An 18,381-nucleotide genomic window follows, 5' to 3' on the forward strand; every position below is an offset into this window, starting at 1 on the left:
TCATGGAATGGGCGAATGACTGCTGGCTGGTGGGCATTCTGATGGTTCAATTGCCAGCGATGGGCACCGACGGGCCCACGACGAACGTCAGCAGTCAGGCATTTCCATGTGGAGACGGCATTGACTATTGGCGTAGCCGGTCCACAGTTGCTCTCCCCTTCAACTTAAGGAGAGCATCATGGACAGCGAAACTGCTTCACCCACCAAAGTTCCGTGGAATAAAGGGAAAATTGTTGGCCAGAAGGCCCCGCTGAAACTCAAAGACATTTGGGCCATCCGCATACGACTTCAACTTGGCCATCGCACACGGGAGCTTGCGCTCTTTGATCTTGGGTTGGATAGCAAGCTCAGGGCCTGTGACTTGGTTCGTTTGCGTGTGCGGGACATTTGCCATGGCGATCGCGTCTCCACGCGTGCGATTGTCATGCAGCAGAAGACGTCCCAGCCGGTTCAGTTTGAAATCACACCGCCAACGAGAGAAGCAGTTGCTACCTGGATCAGGGAGGCAGAATTGGCGACAGACGATTTCCTGTTTCCTAGTCGGGTTCATGATTCCCCGCACTTAGGGACAAGGCAGTACGCGCGCATATTAGATTCCTGGATCGAGGAAATCGGTCTTGATCCAACGGCCTATGGCACCCACACAATGCGTCGTACCAAGGCCTCCTTGATCTACCGTCGCACTAAAAACATCCGAGCCGTGCAGTTGCTTCTGGGACACACCAAGCTGGAAAGCACTGTGAGGTACCTCGGCATCGAGGTCGAGGATGCTTTGGAACTTTCTGAGCAGACTGAGATTTGAACTTACCTGCTGGCCGGCGACCTACGCCAATTTTGGCTTCCAGTTACCGGCCATTGGCAAGTGACTGCACCTGGCCCGTAGCTGCTGCCTCCTTCGATGTACCCCTGTCAGGCCACAATGGCCTCGGCTGAGACTTTAAAGTCCTCCAACACTTCATCAACAGGCCTGCCCATCTGTACGTGAACGATGGCGCCGTCTATCACGAGCGACAACTTGCGCCCCACAGACAAAGCGCCTCCACTGAAGAACTCATCTAAAACAGACGACATTTCTTGCTTGTGTCGACAGACAACTTTCAATATCTCGGGGTCGGCTGAACCCAGCTCAGCGGCGGCATTCAAAAACGCACAGCCCCTAAAGTCAGGCTGGACAAACCAACTCCTGAGCGTTGTAACGAGTGCTTCCGTCGCATTCGAACTGGTACTAGCCTTATCGGTAAGGCTAGAGCCCATGTAAGAACCCTGGATTCGCCGTTCATGCAGCAGGGCGTAGGAGTCCAGTTCCAATTTGGTTCCAATTTTCAGGACGCCGATCACTGTGGCAGTCCCGCCCCGACGCAGCATGCCAAAGGCCTGCTCAGCGGTCTGCTTCAGCCCGATACATTCAAACGAGTAGTGCACTCCACCCTTTGTTAGTTCGATCACTTGCTGCACCGGATCCCCGTTGCGCGGATTGACCACGTCGGTGGCTCCGAATGTGCGCGCGAGTTCGAGTTTGCTGTCTTGCATGTCAACGGCGATGATCCGACTGGCACCGGCGAGCACCGCGCCATTGATAGTGGAGAGACCGATACCTCCGCAACCGATCACTGCAACGGTATCGCCGGGACGTACCTTGGCAGTATGGAAGATGGCCCCGGTTCCAGTCAGAACCGCGCAGCCCAGAAGCGCCGCGCGGTCCAACGGCATATCACGTCGGATAGGAACAACTGCGTTTTCATGCACCAGCATCTGTTCAGCAAAAGCGGACAGATTCATGAACTGCGGCAGCGGCGTGGACGGCATGGCCGGACGGCGGTAACGCAAGCGTGGCTCCTCTTCGGCGCCACGTTTCGTCTCCGGCGATACGCATAGCGACATGCGCCCCTCAACACAATAATCGCAGTGACCACAAAAGGCAGAGATACAGGTCACTACATGGTCACCTGGCTTCACCGTCTGGACCATGGACCCAACCGCCTCGACGATGCCGGAGGCCTCGTGTCCAAGGACTACTGGCAGGGGGTATGGAACAGCGCCCTCTACAAAATGCAAGTCAGAGTGGCAGATGCCAACCGCAGCCGTCCTAACCAGTACTTCACGCGGACCTGGCATATCCAGAGAGATGTCCTCAATAGTCAACGGTGTTCCGGTCTGGTGCAGGATGGCTGCTTTCATGGATGATCTCCTTTGATAATTCAGTTGCATAGAGGTTGCAATCCCATGAACCCATCCTTAATGCGAAAGCAAGCCGCATCGATCCTCGATCTGCAGTCGGAAGCCGCTTGTCACTGGGGTGGGGCAAATGTGGAATGCTTCGCCGTGCCAATACGGCGCTATTGCGCCATACGTTAATTCTTCAGTTGCCACGGGCGACTGTATGTTTGCAACGCACTGCTGGCCTCGACGAGTCGGCTTTCGGGAAAGGCAAGGAAGGCGTTTCACGAACTCCGTCTCTTGATTGGCACAACGTTGCTTGTATCAGTCTTGGGAATCCGCGATTTCTTCTGTCCCCGGAACACGGTCGTTACGGCCCAACACGGAAAAAACACCGTTGCCCCGAAAGACGACCTCCTCCCCCACAGTTCCCGTACATGCAAGGAACAGTATGCGCTTGCCTTTCCTGTCCATCCGGCTGCGAACCTGAAGCCAGTCACCCCGTTTGACGCGGGCGAAATAATCTACCGACAGGTGCACAGTAACGATGCCACCCTGGGTCGCACGGGATGCGTGGTTACCCATCGCTGTATCTGCCAGACTGGTGACCATTCCGCCGTGCATAGAATCTTGGTGATTCAAGTGCAGTTCCTGCACCCACAGACCCAGGGTAATGGCACCATCCGGTTCCATGCGGGCGTTGACGGCGCCCAGAATCGCGTTAAATGGACTGCGCGCTTGATAGGGATCAAAGTCTTCAGGTATGGAGGGCAGGATGCGGGCGCCTGTAGTGGATGATGTCCGGCTCATGAGTCCAGGCCTCCAGGCATCGTCACGGCAATGGTCCCGGGCCCTACGGATATTCCCAGCCGATTTTCCGACCAAATCTTGAACTCCACCCAGAATTCAGGCCCGTCCTGCCATTTCCGTTCAACCGATGCTTTGACCCAGACCGTATCACCAGGGATGTTAAATATCCGCATCTGAAACCCAGTCTGTCTACGAATCGCGCCTGCCGGTCCAATCACATTGCGAATAGCCTTCTCCCACATGCCTTGCAACAAGAGGGTGTTTGCGTATATGTCTGGTGCACCTGTGGCACGGGCAATGTCCGGGTTGTGGTGAATAGCGTTGAAGTCCCGATTCGCGCCCGCTGCCATTACAAGGCGGTACACAGTCAGTGGAAACGGCAGTACGGGCAATTGCTCACCAACCTGCAATTCACGCCAGGTGCGAATAGTCGACTGCCTCATGGCTTGGTTCCAGGATGGGGGACGTATCGAAAATATGTCGTGCGTAGGATCGCAACTACTTCCAGGTTCTCCTTGATGATCTGAGACTGCCAGGTCAGGAATGCCCCCCGCCCGACCTTGGTAGAGCGAGGACTGCAGGCCAGTAACTTTGCCCCATGGCGGGCCAATCTATCTCCCACAAAGGCGGGGCTGAGGTAGTCAACGTCATAGTTGGTCGCAAAGTAGCCACTGGTTGGCGGCTCCAGACCCGTCAAGATTCCGGATACTGCGCTACTCGCCGACTGCGCGTTTCGCTCTTCGGAATCGAACAGTACGAGCCCGGGAGCCCACATCGGCCTCATGGCAAAGGTCGGGAGCGCCGAGGTTGGCACCACGATATTCGGGTAGCCATGTGACTGTGCGCATTCCAGATCGTAATGAAGTGGGCTGTCGAACTCCAATGGTTCCAGATAGCGACGAACCGCGCTCGCCTCTATCCGATCCGCACGGAATGCCGGCGGCTCTTCATCAAATTCACGTCCGACGGCATCGACCATGGGTTTCCATGCCGCCATCCAATCTTCCGTATGGTCGGTTTTCTGCGTGTAAGGCTGGTTCACAGTATGTGGGTGAAATGGGATTGGTCTCCCGCACTGTATGGACGCCAGGTCGACCCCGTATCGTCGAATGCGACGATACGCAGCTGGCAAGGTGCAACTAAGGTGCAGGGACACCTCAGAGGACCTATGCAATACACAGAACAACATCGCCAAATCGCCGACTCCGTTTCCCGCTTCGTCCGTGAAGAAATCAACCCCCATGTTCCGGATTGGGAACGCGCAGAGCAATTCCCCGCCCATGAAGTTTTTAAGAAGCTGGGCGACCTGGGCATGCTGGGCATCAAATACGACGAGCAGTACGGGGGGCTTTCCCTGGACTTCACCTATTCCCTGGCTATGGCCGAGGCTCTGGGTGACTGCGACTGCGGTGGCGTCCCCCTGGCAATCGGCGTGCAGACTGATATGTGCACCCCTGCCCTGGCTCGCTTTGGCAGCGCAGAACTTAAAGAGCAGTACCTCGCGCCATCCGTCACGGGTGAACTGGTGGGTTGTATTGGCGTCAGCGAACCCGGTGCGGGGTCTGATGTTGCATCCCTCAAGACCAGAGCCGAAGTATCCGGTGGTGACTATGTCATCAATGGCACAAAGATGTGGATAACCAATGGCATGCAGGCCGATTGGTGCTGCCTGCTAGCGAACACCGGCGAAGGCCCGATCCACCGAAACAAAAGCCTGATCGTTGTTCCGATGGATACACCTGGGATCACTCGGCAGCGGATTGAAAAACTGGGGATGCATTCATCGGATACTGCGCAGCTTTTCTTCGATAGCGTCCGAGTACCGCGCAGCAACCTTATCGGTGAAGAAGGCAAGGGGTTCACATACCAGATGCTGCAATTCCAGGAGGAGAGGCTCTGGGGCGCAGCCCGCAACCTGCGAATTCTCGACAGGGTAATAGATGCCACCATCGAGTACACCAGCCAACGGCAGGTCTTTGGCCACAGCGTTCTGTCTAATCAGGTCGTGCATTTTCGATTGGCAGAGCTTCGAACCGAGGTGGAAGCCCTGCGCTCGCTGACCTACCGGGCTGTGGATGAGTACGTTGCAGGTAACGATGTCACCCGTCTTGCCTCCATGGCCAAGCTAAAGGCCGGCCGACTGATTCGCGAAGTGTGCGATGCCTGTTTGCAATATTGGGGGGGAATGGGTTTCACTCGGGACAACCTAGTCTCACGCTTTTACCGCGACGGCCGTCTCAGCTCCATCGGTGGAGGCGCCGACGAGATCATGCTGACCATCATTTGCAAGACCGAGAACACACTTCCCAAACGCTGAGCGCCATCGCCTCCCCCTGGCCCGGATGCCCAGGCACATCGGTTTATATGAATTAAGTCACCTTCCCCAACCCTCGCATCTGTCGAACCATGAAACTTAACTCCTCCCTATCTGCAGTTGTAACCGGCGGAGCTTCCGGACTGGGCGCCGCAACCGTTCGCAGGTTGGCCTCCCAAGGCGTAAGGGTTGCAATTTTTGACTTCAACGCTGACCTGGGCGAAGCCATCGCTCGAGAAGTCGACGGTGTCTTCTGCCAGGTAGACGTGACTAAAGATGCGCAGGTGGACAGCGCTTTCGCGCGCGCCCGTGGAAAGAATGGGCAGGAACGCATTCTGGTCAATTGCGCCGGTATCGGACCGGCGTACAAGACAGCAGGTCGTGATCGCAAGACCGGAGACATCACGCATTTTCCGCTCGACAAGTTTGAACAGACGATTCTGGTCAATCTGATTGGCTCATTCCGTTGTGCCGCCAAATCTGCAGCGGGCATGCTCACACTCGCACCGCTGGAAGACGAGTACGACTCGAAAGAACGTGGCGCCATTGTGAATACTGCCTCTGTCGCGGCCCAGGATGGACAGATCGGCCAGGCGGCCTATAGCGCATCCAAGGGTGGCATCCTTGGCATGACGCTCCCAATGGCGCGCGATTTGATGGGAGAAGGCATTCGCGTCATCAACACCATCATGCCTGGCATATTTGAGACACCATTGCTGCTTTCCCTGCCAGGAAATGTTCTACAGGCGCTGGGTGAGTCGGTGCCTTTTCCAAAGCGACTGGGAAAACCCGCGGAATACGCTGCAATGGTCGAAACGCTGCTGACCAATGGCTATGTCAATGGCGAAAGCATTCGACTTGACGGTGCCATCCGCATGGCCCCCCGTTGACCCTAAGAGATAAACAACCCAGACGCCTCTCGTGCTAGTTCACGAGTACCAGTTGCTGCAGTTTCGCTGCGTGCATTCGGGCTACTGGAGCACTGCCATACATCTGACGGTCCATCTGGATTCGTTTGAACCAGTAATGCAAGCCCAACTCGTCTGTAATGCCTATTCCCCCGTGGACCTCTGTCGAGGTCCGAGCGACGAATTGCCCTGCGTCCGATAGCAGGGCCTTGGCATGTGCCGCGTACATGGGGGCCTGCTCCGGCAGGGTATCAAAAGCATAAGCTGCATACCAGACGATTGCCCGTTTGATTTCCAGCTCGGCCGCCATCTCCGCGCACATGTGCTTGACAGCCTGGAACGTCCCGATTGCGCGTCCAAATTGCTTTCGGTCTCGCGTGTAGGCAACGGATTTTTCGATCATGGCCCATCCGGCCCCCATGCAGTCAGCGGCCAAAAGAATCCAGGCCGCCGTACGCAGCCGCTCTAGCAGCGGGTCCCCGGCAACACTCAGCAGCTGACTCTTGACACCAGTCAGTGTCAACTTGCTCAGGGGCCGGGAAATGTCTATCCCCCCCTGATCGACGCATGAAATACCGTTCGAACTGGCTTCCACCAGATACAAAGCACCATTCGTAGTCGCTACAACAAATGCATCTGCGCCTGCGCCATCCAGGACAAAGTGGGCGCTGCCACTCAGCTGCAGCCCTTCGGCACGGATTCCTGCGCCATCTCGGGCACCACACATCGCCTCGGACACAGCTACGCCCATGCGTACCTCACCAGAGGCTAGCCGTGGTAGCCAGTGAGCCTTCAAATCCTCGTTGGCGCAATGACTGAGTGCCAGCGTGGCCAGAGCCGAGGTTCCGAGAAAAGGCACGGGCGCTACCCGCCGCCCTAGTTCTTCGGAAGCCAGCGCCGCATCCAGCATCGATAACCCCAAGCCTCCATGCTCTTCTGGAACAAGCAGCCCAGGTACGCCCATTTCGCATACCACGTCCCATACTTGAGCGGCCAATCCGGCCGGCTGACCGGCCATGGTCCTGACACGCTCGAGGGGACAAGCCCTTGAAAGCGCCTGGCGCAGACTGTCTTGCATCAGGACCTGGTCCTGTGATAACGCGAATTCCATCTCTTTTCCTCTGTGGTTTCAGGCTGCCAATTTCGGTTCACGCGGCATGTCCAACCCTCGCTCGGCGATGATGTTTTTCTGGACCTGCGCGGTTCCGCCACCAATGATCAGTCCGAGATCCAGACCATTTCGCTCTTGCCACAGCCCGTTGTCCCTGACTTCGTCACCGCCACCGACAAGCAGGCTGGCTTGCTCCATCGAATCCAACGCCAGGTTGGAAAGCTGGTATCTGATTTCACAGCCCTGCAGTTTGGTTATCAGCCCGGCGAGACCCGGATCCTGACCACGATCAGCGAGGGTCAGAAGCCGCATGCCGTGGCATTGCTGGGCTAGCACCCGCCCCTGCAATGCCATCAAACGATCCAGCAGCACTGGTTCCTCTATTCTTCCCTGCGCATTTCCCTGCTCATGTACTACCCTCTTGACCATCTCAGCATAGCGTTGAGCGAGAAGTCCAGGGTTCGCCAGGTAGGCCCTTTCATGACGAAGCGTCTCATTGGCCACCTTCCAGCCGTCGCCCCGGGCACCCAATATCTGCTGTCGGGGCACCCTCACGTTGGTAAGGAACACCTCATTAAATTCGGAACGTCCGGTCATGGTCTTCAATGGCCGGATGGTGATGCCTGGTGTACGCATAGAGAACAACAGATAGCTGATGCCAGCATGCTTGCTCGCGCCGGGCTCTGTGCGCACCAGGCAGAAAATCATGTCGGATTCGTGCGCCGTGGACGTCCAGATTTTCTGGCCATTCACGATAAAGTCATCCCCATCTTCGACACCACGTGTCTGCAGCGCAGCAAGGTCTGAACCCGCACCGGGCTCAGAATAGCCTTGGCACCAGACCATTTCTCCGCGCAGTGTGGGGGCAATGTACTGCCGTTTCTGCTCTTCCGTTCCCAATGCAAGCAACGTTGGCACCAGCATGGAAATCCCCTGATTGCCGATTCCCAGCGCAATGCCGGCCCGAGTGAACTCCTCGACGATCAGATGCTGCTCCATTACATCGACCTGGGCACCATATCCTCCAAACTCACGAGGGACGTTGCGGCCCGCGAACCCATGTTCCAGCAAGAGCTTTTGCCACTGCAATAATTCCGGGCCTGGTCGCTGCCCAGGCACCGTTGGCGCGGACAGGTGTCCGAAGCGATGTATGAATTCCCGAATCTCTGCCCGAAATGCTTCATGCTCCGGACGCAAACGTAAGTCCATGTGTTTCTCCCACTAATACACGGCATCGTATGGGGAAATGTTGGTCGCCACATCGTCTATATCGACGACCCCTATGCGACCACCGAAACAGGAGCTGGCGTCAGCGAATTACGCCGAGCCGGCGTGCAATAGCCACGGCTTCGGCACGGCTCTTGGCATTGAGCTTGGCACTGATATTGCGCAAGTGGGTTCGCACTGTACTGTCGGTAAGTGCCAGTTTTTCGGCCATGGCGGCATTCGAGTACCCCTCGGCTGCCAATTGCAGAACCTGCAACTCCTTGCGCGTCAACGGTTCCATCAAGGACTCTGTGGGTGTCACTGAACTGTTGTCGGAAGGTGGCAGTGGCCCGAACGCGTCCAGAAGGCGCTGCAGGTACTCCAGCAACACTGGATCACTGCGCCTTGCGGGCATTTCCAGCAATAGTTCCTGGAAATGCTTGACCATGCGACCCAGTACCGGCCCCTCATCCGCAAGAAGCCGGACAAAACCTTCGCCCGCCGCCTGCCGCAGCACCCCGGCGATGGTTTCTGCAGCGCCGGACGGATCCCCTGTGCGCTGCAGCGCGATTGAGCGAAGCAACTTGAGTTTGAGGACGCGGCGCTGACGGCTGAGTTCGGTGGCCTCTAGCAACTCGCGATCAATCAACGCCAGCGCGGCGCGCGCATCACCAAAATGCAAATCCCAGCGAGCTCGCGCTATGGGCAGAAAATCCGTGTCATTGGCGGGCAACCACAATCGTCGGATACGCCCCCAGACCTCAGGTACATCGGCACGATCAATCTCCTCCTTTGACGCCTGAGCATTGCCTTGCAACAGAAGCAGACGCCCCCGTTCGATCTTGGCCGTCAATACCAGCCGAGGCAATCCTCGGTGGTGCCCCAGGTATTCAAGAGCGGTCAGCGTCTCGAACGCAGTTGCAATGTCACCCCGGTTGAATGCAATCCGCGTGCGGATCATGTGACCGGCAATCATGTGCCCTGGTAGGCCCACATCACAGGCCAATGGCAGGTAAACATTGACCAATTGCTCTGCCCGGCTCAGTTCGTTGGCTTCATAAAGTGTCGTTGCATAGAGCACGCCAGCCCAGGCATTGCCACCGGTGAAGTTCCGCCTTGTATTGCTGCTTGCTGTCACCGCCATCCGGAATCGTGCTGTGGCTTCTCGCAACCGCCCACCCTGGACGTCTAGCAGGCCTTCAACCGACTCTGCATACATTTGGTTGAATGCGCCGGGAACGCGCCTGGACTGATCGATCAAATCCTGGGCGCGGCGACGGTCCCCCATGACGGAAAACACATTGGCCATGCAATCGCGTAGGACACTATCCGCGAACTCGTTGCAGGTCGGCATTCGCTCCAGGTTCTTCACACCTTGCTCAAGGGCTTCCTCGTACCTGTCCAACATCGCCATATACAGAGGTCCCTGGGCGTTCACGTGCGCGGCGGCGATTGGGTCTTTGATTGCCGACTCACGTGCGTACTCCAGCTCGCCAGCTGCGCCGGCTGGGCCCTGCGTAAACAACTTGGCCCATACGGAGGCGCAATGAATGATCGGATTTGCACGTACCAGGTCCAGCGGCATCGCTTGGAACCAACGTGCCAGCAGACGCAGCCGTCCTCCTTCCAGGAAACGCTGCGTGTGTCCCTGAAGCAATTCGAGTGCGTAAGGGAAATCACCACCTTCGATAGCATGGTCAATCGCAGGGACTATGCGCCCTTGAGCCTCATACCATCCTGAAGCAGCCAGGTGCAGACGCGGCACGACTTCAGGGTCGTCACGCAGAAGACGCGCCTGAAGGAAATCCGCCACCAGTCTGTGATATCGGTAAGTGCCTTCGTCTCCGTCCGACACCAGGAACAGGCTCTGGCTCACCAGCCGCTTGAGGATGGGTTGAACGTCCGTGCGAGGCAGCAGTGCCCGGGCGACTTCAGCGTTAACCTGCCGCAAGACACTTGTCCGCAGTAGGAACTCACGGACTTCCGGCTCCTGATGAGCCAGCACGTTGTCAGCCAGATAGTCTGCGATGGTCCGGTTGGAGCCGGAAAACTGCTCGACAAACTCATATCCCTCGCGACCGGGCCGCTCCATGGCCAGCGATGCGAGCCAGAGGGCCGCGATCCAACCCTCGGTCTTCTCGTGAAGTTTGCTCACGACGTCCGCCTGCAGACGTTGCCCACGCAGCTTGAAATAGGTCTCAACCTCGTCCGGTGAAAAACGCAGGCTGTCAGCGTCAAGTTCAAGCAACTGGCCCTGGGCCCGCATTCGACTCAGACCAAGGTCTGGCAGGCTGCGCGAACCGATCACAACCATGCCAGAGCGTGGCAATTGTTCGATGACTGAGCGAACCAGTGCCAACACCGAGGCCTCGTGAATCGATTCGAAGTCATCAAGAAAGAGTGCGAATCGATCGGTGCGAGTCGCAAGAGCCGCAATGGGATCGAGATCCAGCCTGTCACCCGCCAGCGAGTCAGGGTCCGGACGTCTGGAGGCCGCCCGCAAGGTGATCAGAAAACGCGCAGCGTCATTTTCGGATGCGTCCAGATTCAGCCAAATCGTGTCACACCCCTGTGCCACCAGGCTGCCGCGAAGCTGCTGCATCAGGGTCGTCTTGCCAAATCCTGGGGGCGCCCCCAGCAGGATCAGCCGTGCAGATGCGGCCGCAGCCACCCGTCCCAGAAGACCGGTTCTCGGCAGCTGGGACACCGGTGCCTGGGGTGCACTAAGCTTGTAAAGGGGAACGCCTGTGGAAGTCACACCGAATTCTGGCATGAACCGTGCGCAAGGGTCGACTTGTCAGGCCTCATTTGGGCTGCGGCATCGCCACTCCCAGCTCGGCTGCAACCTCGACCGAGTGCTGACCGATAGTCGGGGGATGCAGGAACTCCGGGTATTCCATGGATGAAAAGCGGATCGGCGGACGTACTTCAATATAGCGCCCTTCCGTCGGGTGCTCACGTTCGGTGAAGAGTCCAGAAGCAACCAGCTGCGGATCCACCAGCAAATCGTCAAGGGAATTCACCCGACTGGCAGGAATTTCGTTGTCGACAAATATCTGCAGCCACTCGTCAGTAGTTTTTTGCGGCAGGCAACTCGCCATGCATCGGTACAGTCGGTCAGCGTTTTCACGCCTGTCCATTAGTGTCGTCAGCCCCGGCTCCTGAAGGATGTCCAGGCGGCCTACGATTTCAAGGAAGCGGATCCAACGTCCATCCTGATACGGAGCGACCACGATGTAGCCGTCCTTGGTTTTCATGGGCTGACGGGTCGGATCTAGCTGACGGGCGTATCCCGTACCGCCAATTGGCGGCACAAATGTACGCTCATAGAGGTGATCCACCAGGTTGAAGCTGGCCACAGACTCCAGCATCGGCACTTCCACATGCTGACCTTCTCCTGTGCGGAGCCTGTGGATCACGGCCGCGAGAACCGCATAGACTGCGTGCAGGCCAGAGACCTTGTCCGCCATTGCCATGGGCATGAATCGCGGAGCAGGATTGCCATCGGCACGAGGCAACAGCGATGCAGCGCCGGACGCCGCCTGGATGATGTCGTCGTAGGCCGGCAGACCGGATTTGGGACCGCGCGTATCGAATCCAGTGCAATGGACGTAAATGATGTCCGGTCGGATCTTGCGTACGGTTTCGTAATCCAGTTTTGCGCGATCTATCGCATCCTGGCGAACATTGTGAATGAAGATATCACTGGTAGCGAGCAATGCCTCCATGGCCTTTCGCCCCTCTGGCGATTTCAGGTTCCAATTGACGGAGCGCTTACCCCGGTTCATGCGCATGTGGAGCGGCCCCATCAGAGGCGTCTGGGCCGACTTTCCGATGTTGCGATTGATGTCGCCCCCATCGGTTTCAATCTTGATGATTTCAGCGCCGAGGTCACCCAGGATCTGGGTGCAATACGGGCCGAAGATGACGGTGGACATGTCGGCGATGCGCATGCCGTTCAGAATGGACTGGCTCATGTATTCCTGGCGAAGTGATGATGCTGAACTGGGAGCTTAGGCCGCACAGGTACAGCGGTCATCGTCGCAACCGACGAGTGCGACCGACGATCGCACCGCCTACAGTTCCCTAATGAATACATTTCTTGACCGAACCCCTGTCATTGTCGGGACCGGTGAAATTACCCAGCATTCCAAGAACCTGACCGAAGTTCTGGAACCCCTGGAGCTGATGGAGTCCGCTCTGCGAGCAGCAGAGTCCGATGCCGGCGTTCCGTTGCTGGGAAAACTGGACTCCCTCGACGTTATCCAAGAATTTTCCTGGCCTTACCGGGATGCCCCTGCCCAACTGGCCAGTCGACTGGGCATACAGCCCAACCGTTGTAACTATGGCCCCGTCGGCGGCGAGACACCCGTCAAGTTCATCCATGAGGCGGCGTTGCGGATTTGGCGAGGTGATTCCGATGTCGCGGCGGTAACGGGAGCAGAAGCACAGTATGCGGTTACCGCTGCACAGAAGCAGGGAGCAGACTTGCCCTGGTCTGCTCGCGACCCGGGAGCCAAGCTAATTCGCGGAACAGATTATCTGAACCGAACCGCCGTTCAGCTGGGAGTTGCGTCGCCGGCAACCGTATACCCGCTGTATGAGAACGCGGTACAGCATTCCTGGGGCCAGACGCCGGAACAGGGGCTATCCGAATCCGGCCAAGTATGGGAACGTTGCGCAGCGACAGCGGCCGAAAATCCCTACGCCTGGAGCCGGAATGCATGGGATGCCACCGCGATTACAACACCCACGGCCACCAACCGATTGGTAGCCTGGCCGTATACGGTGCGCATGGTCGCAAACCCCCTAGTCAATCAAGGTGCGGCTGTACTGTTGACGACGCGTGGCAATGCCTTGCGCAGCGGCATACCGGAGAACCGGTTAATCTACCTCTGGTGTGGGGCGGCCGCGCAGGAACCAGCGGATTACCTGGAGCGGGATCAATATACGCGTGTACACGCCCAGGATGCAGTGCTCGAGCGGATATTGCAACAGGTAGGGGATCGCGGGAAATTCTCGGCCCTGGAGTTGTATAGCTGCTTCCCAGTAGTTCCCAAGATGGCTCGTCGTACCCTTGCCCTGCCAGCTGATGCAACTTTGACTTGCACGGGCGGGCTGAGTTTCTTTGGCGCACCGCTGAACAACTACATGTCGCATGCAGCAGCAGCCATGGTGCGACGCCTGCGCGGGCGCCATGAGGCGGTAGGTCTTCTGTACGGACAGGGTGGGTACCTTACCAAGCACCACGCAGTGGTCCTGTCCTCAGCGCCGCCCAGCGCGCCATTGCTGGACGAGGCCTACAGCGTCCAGTCGATTGCAGATGCACGTCGAGGAACTATCCCCCCCCTCGACCTAGAATACAGCGGTCCAGCCCGCATTGAAACGTACACGGTACTCTACCGGCGCGACGGTTCGGTACAGCATGGCATCGTTGTTGCCCGCACGCCGTTGGGGGCACGCCTGCTGGCAAGCGTGTTGCCCGACGATGACCGGGCCATTGCGTTGCTGACCAGCCTGAAAACCAATCCCATCGGCACCATCGGACAAGTTCGCATAGGTGCCGATTCCATTCAGAACTGGAGCCTTGTATCGTGAGCCCCCCGGATTCCACCCAATTATTGGATAGCGTGGTCGTTACCTGCGAGGTGCTTGAAGGGCATGTTGCCCTTGTTACGCTGAACCGACCGCAGGCCCGGAATGCCGTTAATGCCGATGTCGTCGCCGCCATGGAGTCCATTGTTGCGCGCACCGAAACCGATCCGGAGATCTGGGCGGTCGTCCTTGCAAGCTCGCTACAGGATGTCTTCTGCGCGGGCGCCGACCTTAAAGAGGTCGCAGCTGGCAGGGCCTCCAGCCTGTTCACCGCCAATGGGTTTGCCGGATTCGTCTATGCCGACCGACGCAAACCCTGGATAGCGGCCGTAAATGGCAAGGCGCTGGCAGGCGGCTGTGAGATTGTGCTGGCTTGCGACATGGTAGTTGCAGGCGACAATGCCGAATTTGGATTGCCCGAGGTAGCCCGCGGCCTGATCGCAGCCGCAGGTGGACTGTACCGGCTGCCCCGTTTGTTGCCGCGCAATATCGCAACCGAAATGGCGTTGACGGCCAAGCCGATCGGCGCAGAACGTGCGGCGTTACTGGGCCTGGTCAACCGGCTGGTACCACCCGCACAGGTAGTCACTGAGTCGATCGCACTGGCCCGCTCAATCACTGCTAACGCTCCAGTCGCGATACAGGAAAGCCTTAACGTAATCCGACGCGTACAGGATCTGGACGAAAGGTCACTGCGCGAGTTGACGGTGCAATGTCGCAACCGCGTGGCTGCCACTGAGGACTACAAGGAAGGGCCACGAGCTTTCGTCGAGAAGCGCCCGCCACGCTGGCAGGGTCGCTAGCGCACCTCCTCGTCGCATGCGACGAGGAAATATTCCCGCGGCCCTTTTAGAGTCAGCCGCATGAACCAAGTTTATGTATACGACCATGTGCGCACCCCCCGCGGTCGGGGCCGTTCTGACGGAGCGCTCCACACTGTTCCCCCAGTTCACCTGGCCGCTTGCGTGCTGCGCGCCCTGCGGGAGCGCACCGGATTAGAACCCGATGACATAGAGGACGTCGGACTGGGCGTCGTCATGCCCGTTGGGGAACAAGGCGCAGACATCACGCGCTCCGCGCTGATGCTGGCCGGCTACGGCGACGGCATTTCTGGTTACCAGCTGAATCGCTTCTGCACTTCCGGTCTGGACACTTTGAAGATGGGCATGGGCCTCATCGCCGCAGGCCAGGCCGATGCGGTTATCGGAGGCGGTGTCGAATCCATGTCCCGCGTGGCAATCGGATCTGATGGGGGGGCGGCCTATACCGACCCTGCGCTGGGGCTCAAGTTTCCCTATGTGCCCAATGGCGTCAGTGCTGACCTGATGGCCACGCTCGACCGATTCAGCCGTGAAGACCTGGATAGCTACGCAGTTGAGAGTCAACGCCGTGCGGCACGAGCCCAGGAATCCGGTTGGTTCGACAAGTCGCTGGTCGCGGTCACTGATGCCTTCGGTGAAGTTCTTCTTACTCGGGACGAGACGATTCGGGGCGCAACCACCGTAGCGGACCTGGCCAAGCTCAAGCCGTCATTTGCCGCAGCTGGAGACGCCGGATTCGATTCCCTCGTTCTACAACGCTATCCGCATCTGGAGTCCATAGTCCACAGCCACACCGGCGGATCATCCAGCGGCATCGTCGATGGGGCTTGCGCGTTCCTCTTGGGCAGTCGGCACTACGGCAAGAAGGCCGGCTTGCGTCCGCGCGCTCGACTTGTCGCAGCAGCCACCTGCGCATCGGAGCCTCTGTTAAGCCTGGGCGGCCCTATTCCTGTCACAGACCGTGTTCTGGCTCGGGCAGGCCTCGCAATCAAAGACATCGACCTCTTTGAAGTGAACGAGGCGTTTGCCACGGTTCCCATGCGCTACATGCGTCATTACGGAATTGACCGTGATCGGATCAACGCCAACGGCGGTGCGATCGCGCTGGGACATCCCCTGGGCGCAACGGGCGCAATCCTTGCGGGTACCGCTCTGGATGAACTGGAGCGTCGTGGAGCAAATCGAGCGCTCATCACGCTGTGCGCTGCGCAAGGGCAATCAACCGCCCTGATCATTGAACGTGTCTGAGGCAACTGAAAATGGGAAACCACATCCGACTTGAAACCGACGACTCGGGCATTGCCTTGGTCACTATCGACCTGCAAGGACGCAGCGTCAATGTATTTACTCCCGAGTTCACGCAGGAACTCCAGGAAGTTGCCGACCAGATCACTAAACGACCAGAAATAAAGGGGGCCGTGCTCACCTCTGGCAAAAGCAGCGGCTTCCTCGCGGGTGCTGACCTCACCGCGTTTGTACATGTTCACGACCAGGGTCTATCTCCTTCACAGGCTGCAGGATTGGTAGCCGATGCAGGAAAGGCGATGCGCGATCTCGAGCGCTGTGGTAAACCTGTGGCAGTGGCCATCAATGGCCTGGCACTAGGTGGTGGCTACGAATTGTGCCTATCCTGCCATTACCGGGTGCTGGTTGACCATCCAAAGGCTGTAGTCGGCCTTCCTGAAGTCAGCGTCGGGTTGTTGCCGGCTGGCGGCGGTACTCAACGTCTGCCTCGACTAATCGGCATTCCCAAGGCGCTGCCGCTGCTGCTTTCCGGCCGCCATATCGGCGGAGCCGAGGCACTGTCCCTGGGTCTGGTCGACGCACTTGCGGACGTCGCGTCTGTTGTTGAAGTCGCTCGCCAGTGGGTATTGGCCAACCCGGGCTTTCAGCAGCCCTGGGACCGCAAGGGTTTCAAAGTTCCTGCCGGAGCAGGCGCCCTGGCGCCACACGCTATGGACAGTTTCAGCACCGGCATGGCGCGCATCCGCCGCGACACACAGGACAACTTTCCGGCGCCCGCGGCTATCCTGTCCAGTGTCTACGAAGGGACCTTGCTCCCCATGGACCGTGCGTTGGAAATCGAGCGCAAGCACTTCGGCAAGTTGTTGGCTGGCCCGGTAGCACGCAACCTGATGCGGACCCTGTTCATCAACAAGGGCTCCGCACGCAAGTTGGTCCGCCGCCCACAAGGCATCCCGAAATCTTCGGTCCGAAAGCTCGGCATCCTGGGAGCCGGCATGATGGGCACCGGCATTGCCAGCGTGGCAGCCGCGTCGGGAATCGAGACCGTACTGCTGGACATGTCGCAGGCTTCAGCGGATGCAGGCAAGGCCAAGATTGCTGCGACATATGCCCGCGACGTCAAAGCCGGCCGTAGAAGCGCCTCCGAAGCCGAAGACTTCCTGGCACGCATCACGGCCACCGATGACTACAGCAGCCTGGCTGGGTGCGACTTCGTCGTCGAGGCCGTATTCGAAGATCGCGAGGTCAAAGCGCAGGCCCTGGAACGCGCCCGTATCGGGATGGGTGCGTTGTCTGCCGACTTCGTCATGGCATCCAACACATCGACACTTCCGGTCAGTGGTTTGGCAACACTTTGGCCTCATCCGACCGAATTTATTGGACTGCACTTCTTTTCGCCAGTGGAGCGTATGTCACTGGTCGAGGTGATATGTGGCCAGCAGACCTCCCAAGGTGCACTGTCGCGCGCCCTGGACCTGGTTGCCCAACTTGGCAAGATCCCGGTGGTGGTCAATGACAGCCCGGGCTTCTACACCAGCCGGATTTTCTGCGCCTATATCGACGAAGGTATGGCCATGCTGGCAGAAGGCGTGCGGCCAGCGCTGATCGAGAATGCAGCCCGCCAGGCAGGATTCGCTACCAGTCCTCTTGCAGTCACTGACGAAGTATCACTGGACCTACAACAGCGAGTAATCAACCAGGCAATTGCAGATCGATTACCCGAGAAGTTCCTGCGCAGTCACGCCCAGCCCGTGGTGGAAACCATGGTGGGACTGAATCGACTCGGCCGCAAGACCCGATCTGGCTTCTACGATTTCCCCGACGGGCAACCCAAGCGCCTTTGGGATGGCCTGGGAGGCATCTTCCCGCTGTCGGCCACACAACCCGAATTGGCCGACGTACGCAACCGGCTTCTGTATATCCAGGCACTGGAATCTGCCCGTTGTGTCGAGGAGGGCGTAGTGACAGAGCCGGCGGACGCAGACCTGGGTTCTATCCTCGCCCTGGGCTATCCAGCCTGGACCGGTGGCACGCTGTCGTTGATTGAAACCGTCGGCTTGAACGCTTTCGTAACTGAATGCGATCGCCTGGCCGAGCGCTACGGTGAACGGTTCCGCCCTTCTATATGGCTGCGTGATCGAGCAAAGTCCGGTCAGAAGTTCTATCCTGAACAGGCTACAGCCAAGGCGTAGATGCCCATTCACTACGAATCCA

General features: G+C 58.3%; 15 protein-coding genes. 7 read left to right on the forward strand and 8 right to left on the reverse strand.

The features are described from left to right. Positions 1-178: 178 nt before the first annotated feature. Positions 179-802 (forward strand): tyrosine-type recombinase/integrase, encoded by a 624-nt coding sequence (locus tag AC1RMF_RS16740; protein WP_493142909.1) that lies wholly within the window; start codon positions 179-181, stop codon positions 800-802. A 107-nt stretch (positions 803-909) separates the two neighbouring features. Here AC1RMF_RS16740 and AC1RMF_RS16745 read toward each other — a convergent pair whose 3' ends face one another. The 4 genes from AC1RMF_RS16745 to AC1RMF_RS16760 all read right to left on the reverse strand — a co-directional run bounded on the left by AC1RMF_RS16745 (position 910) and on the right by AC1RMF_RS16760 (position 4,009). Continuing rightward, positions 910-2,178 (reverse strand): Zn-dependent alcohol dehydrogenase, encoded by a 1,269-nt coding sequence (locus tag AC1RMF_RS16745; RefSeq protein ID WP_493142911.1) that lies wholly within the window; start codon positions 2,176-2,178, stop codon positions 910-912. A gap of 303 nt (positions 2,179-2,481) precedes the next feature. Further along, positions 2,482-2,967 carry a PaaI family thioesterase gene (locus tag AC1RMF_RS16750; RefSeq protein ID WP_493142913.1) on the reverse strand — a complete coding sequence of 162 codons (486 nt, stop codon included), beginning with the start codon at positions 2,965-2,967 and terminating at the stop codon, positions 2,482-2,484. Next, positions 2,964-3,410, reverse strand: a complete 447-nt coding sequence (locus AC1RMF_RS16755) for a hotdog family protein (RefSeq protein WP_493142915.1) — start codon at positions 3,408-3,410, stop codon at positions 2,964-2,966. Before AC1RMF_RS16755 ends, AC1RMF_RS16750 begins: the two co-directional genes overlap by 4 nt. Further along, positions 3,407-4,009: an FAS1-like dehydratase domain-containing protein gene (locus AC1RMF_RS16760; protein WP_493142916.1), complete on the reverse strand. Its 603-nt coding sequence runs from the start codon at positions 4,007-4,009 to the stop codon at positions 3,407-3,409. The genes AC1RMF_RS16755 and AC1RMF_RS16760 overlap by 4 nt, the downstream gene beginning before the upstream one ends. 126 nt (positions 4,010-4,135) lie before the next feature. Between AC1RMF_RS16760 and AC1RMF_RS16765 the strand changes: the two genes are divergently transcribed. Then, positions 4,136-5,284, forward strand: a complete 1,149-nt coding sequence (locus AC1RMF_RS16765; protein WP_493142917.1) for an acyl-CoA dehydrogenase family protein — start codon at positions 4,136-4,138, stop codon at positions 5,282-5,284. An 89-nt stretch (positions 5,285-5,373) separates the two neighbouring features. Then, the gene (locus AC1RMF_RS16770; protein ID WP_493142919.1) at positions 5,374-6,171 is read left to right on the forward strand and encodes an SDR family NAD(P)-dependent oxidoreductase; all 798 of its coding nucleotides are present in this window, start codon (positions 5,374-5,376) and stop codon (positions 6,169-6,171) included. Positions 6,172-6,205: 34 nt separating this feature from the next. Here the strand turns inward: AC1RMF_RS16770 and AC1RMF_RS16775 are convergent, their stop codons facing one another. The 4 genes from AC1RMF_RS16775 to AC1RMF_RS16790 all read right to left on the reverse strand — a co-directional run bounded on the left by AC1RMF_RS16775 (position 6,206) and on the right by AC1RMF_RS16790 (position 12,483). Continuing rightward, entirely contained in the window at positions 6,206-7,300 is a 1,095-nt protein-coding gene (locus AC1RMF_RS16775) for an acyl-CoA dehydrogenase family protein (protein WP_493142921.1), read from the reverse strand. Between the two features lie 18 nt (positions 7,301-7,318). Next, positions 7,319-8,509, reverse strand: coding sequence for an acyl-CoA dehydrogenase family protein (locus AC1RMF_RS16780; RefSeq protein ID WP_493142922.1), 1,191 nt, complete (start codon positions 8,507-8,509; stop codon positions 7,319-7,321). A gap of 100 nt (positions 8,510-8,609) precedes the next feature. Continuing rightward, positions 8,610-11,108 carry a winged helix-turn-helix domain-containing protein gene (locus AC1RMF_RS16785; protein ID WP_493142923.1) on the reverse strand — a complete coding sequence of 833 codons (2,499 nt, stop codon included), beginning with the start codon at positions 11,106-11,108 and terminating at the stop codon, positions 8,610-8,612. A gap of 202 nt (positions 11,109-11,310) precedes the next feature. Next, positions 11,311-12,483: a CaiB/BaiF CoA transferase family protein gene (locus AC1RMF_RS16790; RefSeq protein WP_493142925.1), complete on the reverse strand. Its 1,173-nt coding sequence runs from the start codon at positions 12,481-12,483 to the stop codon at positions 11,311-11,313. A 112-nt stretch (positions 12,484-12,595) separates the two neighbouring features. Here AC1RMF_RS16790 and AC1RMF_RS16795 point away from each other — a divergent pair, with 112 nt between their 5' ends. The 4 genes from AC1RMF_RS16795 to AC1RMF_RS16810 are packed head-to-tail and all read left to right on the forward strand — an operon-like array spanning position 12,596 to position 18,359. Beyond that, positions 12,596-14,104 carry an acetyl-CoA acetyltransferase gene (locus tag AC1RMF_RS16795; RefSeq protein WP_493142926.1) on the forward strand — a complete coding sequence of 503 codons (1,509 nt, stop codon included), beginning with the start codon at positions 12,596-12,598 and terminating at the stop codon, positions 14,102-14,104. A 50-nt stretch (positions 14,105-14,154) separates the two neighbouring features. Beyond that, positions 14,155-14,904: an enoyl-CoA hydratase-related protein gene (locus AC1RMF_RS16800; protein WP_493142992.1), complete on the forward strand. Its 750-nt coding sequence runs from the start codon at positions 14,155-14,157 to the stop codon at positions 14,902-14,904. 60 nt (positions 14,905-14,964) lie between these two features. Next, on the forward strand, positions 14,965-16,170 hold the full coding sequence (locus AC1RMF_RS16805; RefSeq protein ID WP_493142927.1) for an acetyl-CoA C-acetyltransferase: 1,206 nt from the start codon (positions 14,965-14,967) through the stop codon (positions 16,168-16,170). Positions 16,171-16,181: 11 nt separating this feature from the next. Further along, positions 16,182-18,359 carry a 3-hydroxyacyl-CoA dehydrogenase NAD-binding domain-containing protein gene (locus AC1RMF_RS16810; RefSeq protein ID WP_493142928.1) on the forward strand — a complete coding sequence of 726 codons (2,178 nt, stop codon included), beginning with the start codon at positions 16,182-16,184 and terminating at the stop codon, positions 18,357-18,359. Positions 18,360-18,381 lie beyond the last annotated feature (22 nt).

This window comes from Rhodoferax sp. GW822-FHT04A08 (assembly GCF_058801025.1).